We start from the raw sequence: 13,405 nt of genomic DNA, 5'->3' as shown, positions 1-13,405 counted from the left end.
CTCAACTCACTAGGTATAGTACCTGTTAAACTATTTCTACTTACTGACAAACTAGTTAAATCTACCAATGCCCCTAACTCAACTGGAATATTTCCTGTTAATTGATTTCCCCATAAATAAAGTAAATCTAGTTTTGTTAAACTACCTAATTCACTTGGAATTTCTCCAGTTAAAAAATTTTCAGATAAATACAATTTAGTAAGATTAGTTAACCTCCCTAATTCTTCGGGTATAACCCCTGTTAATTGATTTTGATTTAATGCTAAATAAGTTAAATTATTTAATGAACTTAAGCTAGTGGGAATATTTCCATCTAATGAATTTCCATTTAACCCTAACACCTTTAAATTTTGTAAACCAGCTAGCTCTGGAGGAATATTCCCTGTTAACTGATTATTATTCAAGAAAAGTTCCTCTATACTACTTAATCCTTGAATACTTGGAGAAACCTCTCCACTTAATTGATTACTTTCAATATCTAAATGGGTTAGTTTATATAAATTGAATAATTCTTCAGGTATGGTTCCCGATAATTGGTTTGAAAAAAGATGTAAAACTTTAAGCTCTGTTAATTCTTGAATTTTAGCAGGAATTGTTCCTACTAAATTATTCCCGCTTAATCTTAACTCCACTACTCTATTATTCTCTAACGTAATACCATACCATGAATTTAACTGAGAACTTAAGTCCCATTTTTGAGCCCAAGTAGCCCCACTTGTACTTTCGTAAATTTCTTTTAAGGCTGCATAATCTTGATGCTGAATGTTAAATAAATTAGCATCTCCAATTTGTCCTTTAAAACTAAAGTTATCTAAAGCTTTAACTCCACCCCATTTAGAGGCTGAAAGGCTTACTTTTAGATATGGAGATTGTGCCATATTTACATCATATATATCTAGGCTAATTTCACCAATCATCGTTTCATTTTGAAGCCCATCTGAACCAAGATCAAAAATTTGTAAAGTAGCGATATAGTGATCGTTTGAACCACCCCCTTGAAAACTAGTAAGAACTTGAAACTTATACCAATTACCATCTTGTAAGTTTAGGGCATCATTATTAAATATATTATTATTAGGTGCAGAAATTTCAAGTTTACCTTCATTACTTATGCCAAAATTAAAGCTATTACTTGAGCTACCTTTAATAAAAATACTAACTCCTCTTTCATTTGAATTAGGATTTACTAAAGATGAATCGTATTTAAAAGATACACTTGTTATTGTATAGTCTGTAATATTATTTCTATAAGTATATTGATAGTCTATAACATCATTAGCATAACTAACGTAATTTGGAGGTGTTAAAGAACCTCCTGTAATACCCTCTGTTTGAGATTGGGTAATAAAATTTGCAGCAGCAGATGAAGGGAAAATGAAATTATTGGTTAAATCATTATTGGTAGTTGACGAATAATTATCAAATGTCACTTTTTTTTCAACAACTTGACTCTGTATATAGTATGTATTCAAAAAAAGTAAAACAAAGAGTAGAGATTTTTTCATATTAATTATTTAATTTTTTATGATTGCGAATATAGCTTTACATCCGTTGAAAAACCTAGGCTTTGTCATGTCTATTTATAAAAAGACATGTGTGTTTTTCTTGACAAACTTGATATATTACATATATTTCGTTTTTGAATTCATTTTTTTACCATTTTTATTTAATGAAAAAATATTTACTGCTTTTCTGTTTTATTTTCTTATCAATTAACTATGTTGTTTCTTTTCAAAAACCAAATAATAACTGCAAATATTTAACAGATTTAAGAAAAAAAGCCAAAGAGTTATATTTCAAAGGAGAACAAAGTGCTTCAAGAAAAGTTTGTATTATTTCTTTAAGTTTTATTGAAAGTATTGAAGATAATTCTGAATGTATTGTTAAGCTTCATTCAAAAATTTTAGGGCGTTTATTTTATATAGAAAAAAATGCTCTAAACTATTCTAAAGCACTTTTTTTTTTAGATTTGAATAAAAAACTACAAAAAAAATTCCCTTTTTATTTCCCTTCTTACAATTATTCAATAAAATTACAAGAAGCATCTATTTTAAGTAGGTTAGATGAAAAAGAAAAATCTAACACCATCCTTTTCAAAATGTTAGAAAACAAAGAAAAGTTTAAACATATAGCTTTAGGAGAAATATTCATTTATAATCATACTATTGACAACTATTTTAATTTATTCTCTGAAGAAAATAAAACATGGATACTAGACTCAATTATAAATCATAGTAAAAAAGCTTATGATATATTTTATGAGAAAAGGAATGAACTTAAGCAAGATAAATATAAAGATGCTATTTCCACTTTCTATACTCGGTTAGGCAGGGTAGAAAAGCATAAAGAAAATTATGAGAAAGCTACAGTATTTTTAAAACTCGCTAAAGAAAATAATACAGATAAAGAAAGTATTTTCATTGATCTACACTTAAGTAGTTGTTACTTTTACTTAAACAAGCCTGATTCTACAATACATTATGCTAAAAGTTTTTTACAGAAAAATAAAGATTTAAAAGCTAGTGGAAGGTTATTATACGCATATAATATATTGTCTAAACAATACTATAAACTACAAGAAAAAGATTCTGCGTATAAATATGCAAAATTAACATTGAGTGAAGTTAATAAAAATCATTTTTATAAAAATAAAGGGATTAAAAAAATGTTTAATAATAATATTGATAAAATAAAATTAAACAATCAAAATATATTAAAAAGTCAAAAAAAATCCTTTATTTCAATATTACTATTATTAATAATTATAATTATTTTTTCTACGTTTTTGTTTAGTTATAAATATTATAAAAGTGTACAAAAAGAAAAAAAATATCTAAAACTAGTTAAAGAGTTAAGAGATAAGTCAAATAAGAAAAAACAAAAAGCAATAAAAATAAAAGATGAAAGTATTGAGAGAATTATTGAAAGCCTTAATTATTTTGAAAAAAGCGAAGAATATTTAAACAGTAATTTCACATTATATAATGTCGCCAAGAGAATAAACACCAACACTACATACTTATCTAAAATTATAAATCAGAAAAAAAACACTAATTTTAAAGAGTATGTAAACAAATTAAGGATGGAATACGTAATTACTGAAATTGCAGAAGGTGAGAAGTTTCAAAAATATTCTATTGAAGCTATCGCCAAAGAGGTAGGTTTTTCTAATGCATCAACATTTTCAAAAGCCTTTAAGAAGTATACTGGTATTAGTCCTTCTTATTATATTAAAAAGGTTGTCTCTGATAAAGAGAGTAAGTAATTTCTCACTTCGGTTAATAGTTTTTAAACCTTATTATTCTATTTACATCTTACTTTAACTCCACGAAAAAATATTATTTGAGTTAACAAAAGGAAGAATCGTGCAACTTTTGTGCAAACCTTAAGAAACAAAAAATGCAATCAACTAAAAATAAGCTAATTGCATTTGTTTAAAGTACGGGTGAAGGGAGTCGAACCCCCACGCCTCACGGCACTAGATCCTAAGTTTGGTATATATTGCACCAAAAAAACATAAAACACCTCAATATCAATGATTTATGTTTTTAATCATTTTGGTTAAAGTCAAATAATATCAATTAATATCATCATTTGTTGTACCTATGTTGTACCTAAAATGGTTTATTAATTACTATCTTTATAAACGCAAAGGATATACTTGATTTGACTTTCGCAATTAATACAAATCAGCTATGTCGTCAAGTGCAAAAATCGTTCTACGTAAGAAGCCCAATGCTAAAGGACTCTACCCTATCGCAATTCGGATTACTAAATACCGTCGTTCTACTTATAAACAACTCGGTCACTATATTGACTTAGATGATTGGGATGAGAAAAACATTAAGGTTAAAAAATCACATCCAAATGCCAAAAGTCTTAATAGTCTTATTTCCAGTAAAATTGCCGAAGTAAGAAAATCGCTGATAGAGTTGCAGAACGAATCCAAAGACGCTTCTGCTAGACAAATAAAAACTGAAATTTACAAGCCTACCTCCTCTTTAACTTTTTTTGATTACGCCAAAGAGCATATAAAAGCTTTGGAAGCGGAAGGAAAAATTAACAGGAAATATACAGATTCTGCTTGGTTGAGCTTTATTAAGAGATTTTATAAGACGGAACAATTAACATTTCAAGAAATTGATGAACGGTTTTTAGGAAAACTTAAAGTCTTTTTAAAAGGTAAATCTGCTCTTACTGAAACATCAACAATGAATGTTATGGTCTTTATAAGATTGATTTATAATCGTGCAATTAAAGACAAAGTTGCTAGCAAAGAACTTTACCCTTTTGGCAACGGTAAATTCAAAATAAAATTTCCAGAAACCATCAAGATTGGCTTAACACAAAATGAAATTAAAAAATGTGAAACAGTCCAAAATCTCTCTAAAGTTGAAAGACACAGTTTAAACGTCTGGTTATTCAGCTTCTATTTTGCTGGAATGCGTGTATCTGATGTTCTCTTCACACGATGGTCACAAATAGTAGATGGTCGCTTTAATTATAGAATGGGGAAAAACTCCAAGTTACTTTCCTTAAAAATACCCCAAAAAGCACTTCAATTAATTGAACAATACCAATCAGAAAAACGTTTTGATGATGATTTCATTTTTCCAGAAATGAAAAAAGCGGATGTTGAAAATGCTAAAGACGTATACAATAAAATTAAAGTGGCCACAAAAAAATTTAATGATAACCTCAAAGTCATTACTGAAAAAGCTAAAATCAAAAAGAAAGTTACAATGCACATAGCACGACACTCTTTTGGTAATATTGCAGGGGATTCAATTCACCCTTTAATGCTCCAGAAACTCTACCGTCACAGTGATTTAAAAACTACTATCAAATACCAAGCAAATTTTATACATAAAGAGGCAGACGATGCCTTAGATAGTGTCCTTAACTTTTAGGATATTTTCATTCTAAAGGCTTTTGGTGTCAAACCCTTATACTTTTTAAACGTTTTTGTAAAATGGCTAGAGTCTGTAAAATCCAACTTTTGGGATATTTGTGAGAAATTCAAACTTGTCTGTTTCAATAGTCTTTCCGCCATCTTCATTTTTGTCTGCATAACATAATTCTGAATAGATATGCCTGCGTGTTTTTTGATAAAAACACTTACATAATTGGGTGACATATTAAATTCATCCGCAATAGCGGAAATTTTAATCTTTTCATTATCCACAACATTTTGTCTTATATAGGTCAATATTTCATTAACCTTATCCTTTTCGGTCAAGGAAACGACAAATTTATTTCCAGAAATATTCCTGGAAATAATCATAAGTAAAGCTCCAAACAATTCCAATAAAATAGAACGACCATAAGTGGAAGGCGCTTTAAACTCTTTTTTAAGAAGCTGAAATAACTGGAATAAACTTTCCCTGTCCTGCTCGTTCTTTATAATTGAACCGGGTACGCTATTGGCGTGTAATATAATCGCATCAATCTTCTTTCGCCATTTAAGGTCGGATACGAGCTCAGTCTTTTCAAGAAACAACTGCTCTGTAAACTTTAGATATCCGAAAACTGTGCGACTGGTAATAACAAATTCGTGTTCATCATTAGGGGTTAATAGAAAGACATCCCCCTCATTATACTCAAAGCTACTATCGTTCAATGTATGAACCCCGCTTCCTGATTGTATAAAAACAAGCTCAAAAAAATTGTGCTTATGTTTTGGGTAATCCCAAGACTCCAAATCTAGTTCGAAAACATTAAAAGATGATGCACTAAAGAAACGTTTGCCCATAATTAGTTATAACATATAAGTACAAATATAAGATGAATTTATACCAAATCAACAAGAGAAACCAAGATAACTTTGCACTGTAAATAATTGATAATCAAAATTCAAATAAAATGAAACTTATAAAAACAATAACAATTGCTGTTCTACTGATAACATTGAATGTATCTGGACAGAACTCAAAATCAAAAGCAACACTGAACACAAAGAAGATGAAAACTGAAACTACTACAGAATCATATTGGCCCAATGGCGCACAATTAGTCATCTCTTTTTCGATGCAGTTTGAGACTGGTGGGCAGCCTGAAGGCGCAGAAAGTCCATTCTCTGGAAACCCTTTACCGAAAGGTAATCCTGATTTACCAGCAGAAAGTTGGTTTAGATATGGTGCCAAAGAAGGGGTATATAGAATGTTGGACCTTTGGAAAAAACACGACATCCACGTTACTTCTCACGTAGTGGGTGAAGCAGCAATAAAATATCCAGAAGTAGCTAAAGCAATTGCAAATGGTGGTCACGAAATTGCTGCGCACGGTATCGCTTGGGACGACCAATGGAAAATGAGTTACGAGGAAGAACTTGAATTCATCAAAAAAGGCATCGATACTGTAGAGGCCATTACGGGGCAACGCGGTCGAGGATATAATGCAAATTGGTTACGAAGAAGTCCCAACACCTTGAAAGTTCTTCAAGATTTAGATTTCCTATATCATATTGATGATTTAAGCCACGACGAACCCTTTATAACCTCGGTTCGAGGAAAGGATTTTGTAGTAGTGCCCTACACACTTCGTAATAATGACATAGCAAATATAGAAGGTAGAAACTGGTCGCCTGACCAATTTTTGGCCCAACTAAAAGCCGAATTTGACCAGCTTTATGAAGAAGGTGCTAATAAGCGTAGAATGATGTCTGTGAGTCTTCACGACCGAATCGGTGGAGCACCATCAATCGTAAAAGTAGTAGATGAATTCATTAAGTATGCAAAACAACACAAAGGCGTAGTTTTTATGCGTAAAGATGAAATTGCAACCTTAGTCAAAGACGACCCGAATACACCACACGACGATTCAGAAAATATTTACAATAAATAATAGAAAATATGAAAAATATAGCAATAGTGATTTTTTTGATATTGGGTTTGCAAAGTTGCAATGCCCAATCCCCCAAACCATTTGAACTGATTCAAAAATGGGAGTTAAACGGTCTGGACAACCCTGAAAGTATTCTTTTGGATTCAGATAATAATGTCCTTTACGTTTCAAATATAAACGGAGAAATGACTAACAAAGATGGTAATGGATATATTTCCAAACTATCGTTGGATGGTAAAATCATAAAAAAAGAATGGATTACTAGTTTAAACGCCCCAAAGGGATTAGCCATTTCAAATAACAAACTCTATGTCGCAGATGTTGACGAAATAGTGGAAATTGATATTAATACTTCAAAAATAACAGCCAAATATCAAGCACCTGATGCCACATTTCTCAATGACTTGGTCGCAGATGAAAATGGTGATATATATGCAAGTAATACTTTTGGATTTAGCAGCATTTATAAACTAAGTAATGGAACAACAGAATTGTGGCTAAAAAATGAAGAACTCAATCTTCCAAACGGCCTGTTGATTATGCATAATCATTTATTCGTTGGAAGTTGGGGAGCTAATCCAAATTCTGAAACATTTGCAACCGAAGTTCCTGGAAGATTGATAAAAATTTCTTTAAGAACGAAAAAAATCAAAAACGTAACAGAACCGTTTGCAAATTTAGATGGAATTGTACGTACAGTACACGGTATACTTATGAGTGATTGGTTAAGCGGAAAACTATTATACTATTCGAACGAAAGACAATCTGTCGTAAAAATATTGGATATACCTAAGGGAAGTGCTGATGTAGAATTCAACCCAAAACAGAAAGTAGTATACGTACCGCAAATGCTAAATGGTAGATTAACAGCCTATGCATTCTCATCAAATAAATAATATCATTAATATGAAAGCAACACCACAACAAACGGCTTATACACTCTTACGAATCACGATGGGTGTAAATCTATTGGCACACGGACTTGTTAGATTTCCTAAACTTAATGGATTTAGAGATTGGATGGTAGATTTCTTTAAAGACACACCATTTCCAACAGCATTAGTGAGCGGATGGGCAACGGTACTTCCATTTGTAGAATTTGGAATCGGTTTGTTACTCATCATAGGAGTATTTACTTATAGAACATCCATCGCAGGTGCGTTGTTAATCATCATCTTATTGTTCGGTTCTTGTATGACCGAACAATGGGAATGGGCAGGAATGCAAATGATTTATGCGCTAATCTTTGTAATACTTATTAGTCAGATTGAATACAACAAGTGGACAATTCAGAAATATTTTAAATAATAATACTAATTCCGCTTTCGCGAAAGCGGACAAAACAATAAAAAAATGAAAGCAATAGGATTTAAAACATCACACCCCATTTCACACGAAGAAAGTTTTATCGAATTTGAAACTCCAACTCCAACTCCAAAAGGGCGAGACCTTTTGGTAAAAATAGAGGCGGTCTCGGTAAATCCAGTAGATTATAAAATACGCGCCGGAAGTGCAAAAGGCAAGACATTGGAAACCCCAAAAATCATTGGTTGGGATGCCGTGGGAACTGTTGAGTCTGTGGGCGACAAGACAGAACTGTTCAAAGCTGGAGATAAGGTTTACTATTCTGGTGACATCACAAGACCGGGAACAAATGCCGAATATCAATTAATAGATGAGCGTATCGTAGGAAAACGTCCTGTAAACATATCTTTGGCAGAAGCTGCCGCAATGCCATTAACATCGTTAACCGCTTGGGAAATACTTTTCGACAGAATCCGTATTTCAGCGGAAAAGGACAAAGGCAAAAGCATTTTGATTATTGGCGGTGCTGGTGGCGTGGGTTCCATAGCCATACAGTTGGCAAAAAAAGTAGCAGGACTTACGGTTATTGCCTCAGCTTCTAGACCAGAGACGGTTGAATGGAGCAAAAAAATGGGTGCGGATTATATAGTGAACCATTACGATTTGGTAAATGAAGTACACAAGGCAGGATTTAAAGAAGTCGATTTTATCCTAGATTTTGTGGATGTAAATCAATATTGGGATGCCTTTGTGGAACTGATAAAACCTCAAGGACGTATTGGCTCAATAAGTGACCCTGTGAAACCTGTTAACCTTAGACAACTTAAAAGTAAAAGTGTCAGTTTTCATTGGGAACTAATGTTCACGCGTTCTATGTTCAATACCGATGATATGATTGAGCAACACCATATATTCAATACCCTGGCAGATTTACTTGATGACGGCTCTATTCAATCTACATTGACCACTACATTAAATGGTTTTTCCGCTGAGAATCTCAAAAAAGCGCACGCTATTCAAGAAACGGGTAAAGCTATAGGAAAGACGGTGATTGTATATTAATCTTTATTTCGAATAAGAAACCCTTATTTCTATATAGAAGGTAGTATCAATGATTTGATACTACCTTTTTTTATAACATAAATATACCAATACAAGATGGTTTTATACTAAAAAATAGGTGATATGCTGCACTACCTTTGTATAAACAAAACAGATATAATAATCTAAAAATCAAAATAATGAAATATCCAAAACTGAACACAGCATACAATATGAACGGCATCAAATTAAACAACCGGTTTCTGATGGCACCGATGACACGTTCCAGAGCTGATGAAAATGGTGAAGTACCAAATGCATTAATGGCGAAGTACTACGGACAAAGAACATCAGCCGGTATCATTATTACCGAAGCCACACAAGTATCTAAACAAGGTATGGGTTATGCGAGAACGCCAGGGATTTTTACCGAAGAACAGATTGAAGGTTGGAAATTGACTACAAACGAAGTACATAAAAAAGGAAGTAAAATCTTTTTGCAACTATGGCACGTGGGAAGAGTTGGAAGTGCCAAGGTAAACGGAATGCAACCCATTGCACCATCGGCTAAAATAGCAAAGGACACCAGTGTTTATATTTTCGATGGTGCACCTAATGGTGATGCGACCTTTGTTCCGGTTGATGAACCAAGAGCGATGACCCAGGAAGATATTGACCAAGCAATTGATGAATTTAGACAAGGTGCAAAAAATGCAATAGAAGCAGGTTTTGACGGCGTAGAAATACACGGCGGAAACGGTTACTTAATCGATGAGTTTTTACGAAGCAATTCCAATGTAAGAACCGATAAATACGGTGGCAGTAAAGAAAACAGAACACGTTTTTTATTAGAAGTAACAAAAGCAGTTGCAGATGAAATCGGTGCAGACCGAACAGGGATTAGAATCGCACCTTTCATCAAGTTCAAGGATATGGACGACCCAGAGATTTTGGACACTATAATGATTGCTGCAAAAGAAGTCGATAAAATGGGGATTACCTACCTACACTTATCAGAAGCAGACTGGGATGATTCCCCACAGATTCCGGCAGATTTTAGAGTGGAATTGCGTAAAACGTTCAGTAATACGATTATTGCTACGGGTAACAAAACACCAGAAGAAGGTGAGCAATTATTAACTGACAACCTAGTGGATTTAATAGGCTTTGGTAGAAACTTTTTGACCAATCCAGATTATCCACAACGTTTAGAACTCGGTGCACCTCTCAATGAAATCAGTGATAATCATACGCTTTTTGGTGGCGGTGATGCCAGAGGATATACAGATTATCCATTTTTAGAAAACTAGAAGAATGGAACTTTTAAATCAAATATTCAGCACATCAAGCAGTTGGGCAGCAACAGTAGCCAGACTAACGGTAGGTTTAATTATGCTGCCACACGGAATGCAAAAGATATTTGGGTTATACGGAGGTGAAGGCTTTTCAAGAACGATGAGACGATTTACTAATGATATGCAGTATCCATCCATAATTGCTTTCCTAATCATTTTCTTTGAATTTTTTGGCGCAATTGGATTGATAGTAGGATTTGCCTCTAGAATTATGGCATTTGGAATTATCATTTTAATGATAGGAGCCATCGTTGAAGTACATCGCCATCACGGATATTTCTTGAATTGGCACAATACCAAAGAAGGTGAGGGTATGCAATTCAATTTATTAATGATTGGAGCTGCATTAGTGGTGATAATATTGGGTTCGGGTAATTTGTCGGTAGACGGCATACTAAATTTTTAATGATGATGGATGTAAGTACGCCAGCCCTTTTATTCGGTTCAATCAGTCTGTTGTTACTGGCGTACACAAATCGTTTTACGGCTGTTGCCAGGTTCATCAGGGAACTAAATGATAATAAGAAAAATTGTGAAAAAGTGATTGTAGATTCTCAAATACCAGTTTTAAGAAAGCGCATTAAGCTTATCAAAAGAATGCAGGTTTTCGGTGTAATCAGTTTCATTTTATGCACAGGTTCATTGTTTGCCTTGTTTTTTGAAAATCAACTTACGGGTAAACTCTTTTTTACGGTAAGCATTTCGTCCTTATTGATTTCATTGGTCTATGTACTGTGGGAAGCAACCATTTCAACAAAAGCTTTAGACATCATATTAGACAATACACAACAACATAAAAATATTTAAAAATGAAAAAACAAGTAATAAGTCAAGCAAACGATTGGAGTCAATGGACACCAGAACTAAAGGAAGCCTTGAAGGATTCCACGAACAATACACAAGTCGGGGAAAAGATGGTGTACGAAAACAGTGAATTCCGTGTATGGAGCATTCATTTACCTGCAGGGCAAAGTCTGCCATTTCACAAACACGCCAATCGTTATTTCTGGACGGCGATGAACGTAGGAAAATCACGTTCCTACTATAACGACGGTTCAGTAGTAGATACAGAATATGAAATAGGTGACACGAAATATTTCGGGGATTTGAACGGAGAAAACTTCTTCATTCACAATCTGGAAAATATAGGAGACACAATGCTTATTTATACAACGGTAGAATTTTTAAACTAATAACGAATGAAAGCATCAGACCTATTTATAAAAGCATTGGAGAACGAAGGAGTCGAATATATTTTCGGTCTACCTGGAGAAGAAAATTTGGACTTCTTGGAATCATTGAGAAAATCCAAAAAAATAAAATTAGTCCTCACTCGACACGAACAGGGAGCAGGTTTTATGGCTGCTACCTATGGAAGACTCACAGGAAAACCAGGCGTTTGTTTGGCAACTTTAGGACCTGGGGCAACCAATTTGGTGACACCCGCGGCCTATGCCCAATTAGGAGCAATGCCACTTATCATTATAACTGGGCAAAAACCCATTAAGAAAAGTAAGCAAGGAAAATTTCAGATAGTCGATGTTGTCGAAATGATGCAGCCACTTACGAAATTTACCAAGCAAGTGACTCACGGTGCACATATCCCATCCATCGTTCGCGAAGCCTTTAGACAGGCGCAAGAAGAGCGACCAGGAGCGGTTCATATCGAATTGCCTGAAGACATCGCAAGAGAGGATGTGAAAAAGCCAAGACTGTTTGATGTTGTAGATTTCAAGATTCCTACGGCAAGTTCGCAAACCATATCCGAGGCTGTGGCAATGATTGAAAAAGCAGAAAAACCATTGTTGCTCATAGGTGCTGGTGCAAACAGAAAAAGAGCCAGTAAGGCGTTGACCGAATTTGTTGATACGATTGGTATTCCGTTTTTCAATACGCAAATGGGCAAGGGGATTATCGATGAGCGCCATCCTTTATATTTGGGAACTGCTGCCCTGTCCGACTATGATTTTCTGCACGAGGCAATCGATAATGCCGATTTGATTATCAATGTTGGGCACGATACCATCGAAAAACCACCTTTTTTTATGCACGAAGATGATAAACGAGAGGTGATTCATATTAACTTTTTTCCAGCGGAAATCGATGAAGTCTACTTTCCGCAGCTCAATGTCATTGGGGATATTGCCGATAGTATCTTGCAATTGACCAATACATTGAAACCGATAGCCAACAAATGGAACACTGATTTCTTTTTGGGTATTAAAGAAAATGTATCGAGTCATTTATCCAAATATGAAAATGATGACCGTTTTCCAATACTACCACAGCAAATGGTTAAAGTTACAAGAGATTTGTTACCTGACGATGGCATTGTAACCTTGGATAACGGAGTCTATAAAATCTGGTTCGCCAGAAATTATCCTGCCTATGCACAAAATAGTGTCCTGTTGGATAATGCATTGGCAACTATGGGAGCCGGTTTACCATCGGCAATGATGGCAAAAGAACTCTATCCCAACAAAAAAGTGATTTCCGTTAACGGTGACGGTGGGTTTATGATGAATTCGCAGGAACTGGAAACGGCAGTACGCTTGCAGTTGGATTTAGTGGTTATCATCTTGAATGATAATGCTTACGGAATGATACAGTGGAAACAAGAAGGTGAAGGATTTCCAAAATATGGACTCGATTATGGGAATCCCGATTTTGTGAAATATGCCGAAAGCTTTGGGGCCAAAGGCTATAGACCCGATTCCGTTGAAGACTTTAAAAATACCTTACAAATAGCATTGAACTCAAAAGGAGTTCAAGTCATAGACCTAGCGGTCGATTATTCATTAAATCACGAAATTCTGAATGTTCTAATAAAGGAATATTCCAAAAACATTAAAAAATAGAAA

Annotated in this window: 14 protein-coding genes; 11 read left to right on the top strand and 3 right to left on the bottom strand. The window is 34.1% G+C overall.

Annotated elements, in window-relative coordinates; all coding sequences use genetic code 11:
• Window positions 1–1,430 (bottom strand): leucine-rich repeat domain-containing protein (locus WH52_RS10935; RefSeq protein WP_233131556.1); only part of this gene is annotated, 1,430 nt, incomplete at its 3' end.
• A gap of 239 nt (window positions 1,431–1,669) precedes the next feature.
• On the opposite strand from WH52_RS10935, the gene WH52_RS10930 reads away from it, so the two are divergent.
• Together WH52_RS10930 and WH52_RS10925 are read left to right on the top strand one after the other, a co-directional pair.
• A complete protein-coding gene (locus WH52_RS10930; protein WP_086030986.1) occupies window positions 1,670–3,265 on the top strand; it encodes a helix-turn-helix domain-containing protein in 1,596 nt (531 codons plus the stop codon).
• Window positions 3,266–3,695: 430 nt separating this feature from the next.
• Window positions 3,696–4,910 carry a site-specific integrase gene (locus tag WH52_RS10925; protein WP_086030985.1) on the top strand — a complete coding sequence of 405 codons (1,215 nt, stop codon included), beginning with the start codon at window positions 3,696–3,698 and terminating at the stop codon, window positions 4,908–4,910.
• On the opposite strand, the gene WH52_RS10920 is transcribed toward WH52_RS10925, so the two are convergent.
• Both WH52_RS10920 and WH52_RS15050 read right to left on the bottom strand, forming a co-directional pair.
• The gene (locus WH52_RS10920) at window positions 4,907–5,752 is read right to left on the bottom strand and encodes an AraC family transcriptional regulator (RefSeq protein WP_086030984.1); all 846 of its coding nucleotides are present in this window, start codon (window positions 5,750–5,752) and stop codon (window positions 4,907–4,909) included. The two genes, WH52_RS10925 and WH52_RS10920, sit on opposite strands and share 4 nt — an antisense overlap.
• 94 nt (window positions 5,753–5,846) lie before the next feature.
• Window positions 5,847–6,143, bottom strand: a complete 297-nt coding sequence (locus WH52_RS15050; protein ID WP_233131555.1) for a hypothetical protein — start codon at window positions 6,141–6,143, stop codon at window positions 5,847–5,849.
• A 16-nt stretch (window positions 6,144–6,159) separates the two neighbouring features.
• Between WH52_RS15050 and WH52_RS10915 the strand changes: the two genes are divergently transcribed.
• From WH52_RS10915 to WH52_RS10875, 9 genes are all read left to right on the top strand, one after another.
• Window positions 6,160–6,843, top strand: coding sequence for a polysaccharide deacetylase family protein (locus tag WH52_RS10915; protein ID WP_233131554.1), 684 nt, complete (start codon window positions 6,160–6,162; stop codon window positions 6,841–6,843).
• 8 nt (window positions 6,844–6,851) lie between these two features.
• A complete protein-coding gene (locus tag WH52_RS10910) occupies window positions 6,852–7,739 on the top strand; it encodes an SMP-30/gluconolactonase/LRE family protein (protein WP_086030982.1) in 888 nt (295 codons plus the stop codon).
• Complete coding sequence (locus WH52_RS10905; protein WP_086030981.1) at window positions 7,717–8,151, top strand: DoxX family protein; 435 nt, start codon at window positions 7,717–7,719, stop codon at window positions 8,149–8,151. The genes WH52_RS10910 and WH52_RS10905 overlap by 23 nt, the downstream gene beginning before the upstream one ends.
• A 45-nt stretch (window positions 8,152–8,196) precedes the next feature.
• Complete coding sequence (locus tag WH52_RS10900) at window positions 8,197–9,210, top strand: zinc-binding alcohol dehydrogenase family protein (RefSeq protein ID WP_086030980.1); 1,014 nt, start codon at window positions 8,197–8,199, stop codon at window positions 9,208–9,210.
• Between the two features lie 179 nt (window positions 9,211–9,389).
• Entirely contained in the window at window positions 9,390–10,499 is a 1,110-nt protein-coding gene (locus WH52_RS10895; protein ID WP_086030994.1) for an alkene reductase, read from the top strand.
• 4 nt (window positions 10,500–10,503) lie between these two features.
• Window positions 10,504–10,950, top strand: coding sequence for a DoxX family protein (locus tag WH52_RS10890; RefSeq protein WP_086030979.1), 447 nt, complete (start codon window positions 10,504–10,506; stop codon window positions 10,948–10,950).
• A gap of 2 nt (window positions 10,951–10,952) precedes the next feature.
• Window positions 10,953–11,351 carry a DUF2721 domain-containing protein gene (locus WH52_RS10885; protein ID WP_198938433.1) on the top strand — a complete coding sequence of 133 codons (399 nt, stop codon included), beginning with the start codon at window positions 10,953–10,955 and terminating at the stop codon, window positions 11,349–11,351.
• 2 nt (window positions 11,352–11,353) lie between these two features.
• Complete coding sequence (locus WH52_RS10880; RefSeq protein WP_086030978.1) at window positions 11,354–11,737, top strand: cupin domain-containing protein; 384 nt, start codon at window positions 11,354–11,356, stop codon at window positions 11,735–11,737.
• 6 nt (window positions 11,738–11,743) lie between these two features.
• Window positions 11,744–13,402 carry an acetolactate synthase large subunit gene (locus WH52_RS10875; RefSeq protein WP_086030977.1) on the top strand — a complete coding sequence of 553 codons (1,659 nt, stop codon included), beginning with the start codon at window positions 11,744–11,746 and terminating at the stop codon, window positions 13,400–13,402.
• Window positions 13,403–13,405 lie beyond the last annotated feature (3 nt).

The organism is Tenacibaculum holothuriorum, assembly GCF_002120225.1.
Taxonomy (GTDB): Bacteria; Bacteroidota; Bacteroidia; order Flavobacteriales; family Flavobacteriaceae; genus Polaribacter; species Polaribacter holothuriorum.
This window is presented reverse-complemented; position numbering and strand designations above follow the sequence as displayed.

Coding starts and splice junctions, on each gene's coding strand:
- WH52_RS10905 (WP_086030981.1), top strand. CDS start 7,717: ATGCATTCTCATCAAATAAATAATATCATTAATATGAAAGCAACACCA.
- WH52_RS10895 (WP_086030994.1), top strand. CDS start 9,390: ATGAAATATCCAAAACTGAACACAGCATACAATATGAACGGCATCAAA.
- WH52_RS10930 (WP_086030986.1), top strand. CDS start 1,670: ATGAAAAAATATTTACTGCTTTTCTGTTTTATTTTCTTATCAATTAAC.
- WH52_RS10880 (WP_086030978.1), top strand. CDS start 11,354: ATGAAAAAACAAGTAATAAGTCAAGCAAACGATTGGAGTCAATGGACA.
- WH52_RS10900 (WP_086030980.1), top strand. CDS start 8,197: ATGAAAGCAATAGGATTTAAAACATCACACCCCATTTCACACGAAGAA.
- WH52_RS10890 (WP_086030979.1), top strand. CDS start 10,504: ATGGAACTTTTAAATCAAATATTCAGCACATCAAGCAGTTGGGCAGCA.
- WH52_RS10910 (WP_086030982.1), top strand. CDS start 6,852: ATGAAAAATATAGCAATAGTGATTTTTTTGATATTGGGTTTGCAAAGT.
- WH52_RS10920 (WP_086030984.1), bottom strand. CDS start 5,752: ATGGGCAAACGTTTCTTTAGTGCATCATCTTTTAATGTTTTCGAACTA.
- WH52_RS10925 (WP_086030985.1), top strand. CDS start 3,696: ATGTCGTCAAGTGCAAAAATCGTTCTACGTAAGAAGCCCAATGCTAAA.
- WH52_RS10915 (WP_233131554.1), top strand. CDS start 6,160: ATGTTGGACCTTTGGAAAAAACACGACATCCACGTTACTTCTCACGTA.
- WH52_RS10875 (WP_086030977.1), top strand. CDS start 11,744: ATGAAAGCATCAGACCTATTTATAAAAGCATTGGAGAACGAAGGAGTC.
- WH52_RS10885 (WP_198938433.1), top strand. CDS start 10,953: ATGATGGATGTAAGTACGCCAGCCCTTTTATTCGGTTCAATCAGTCTG.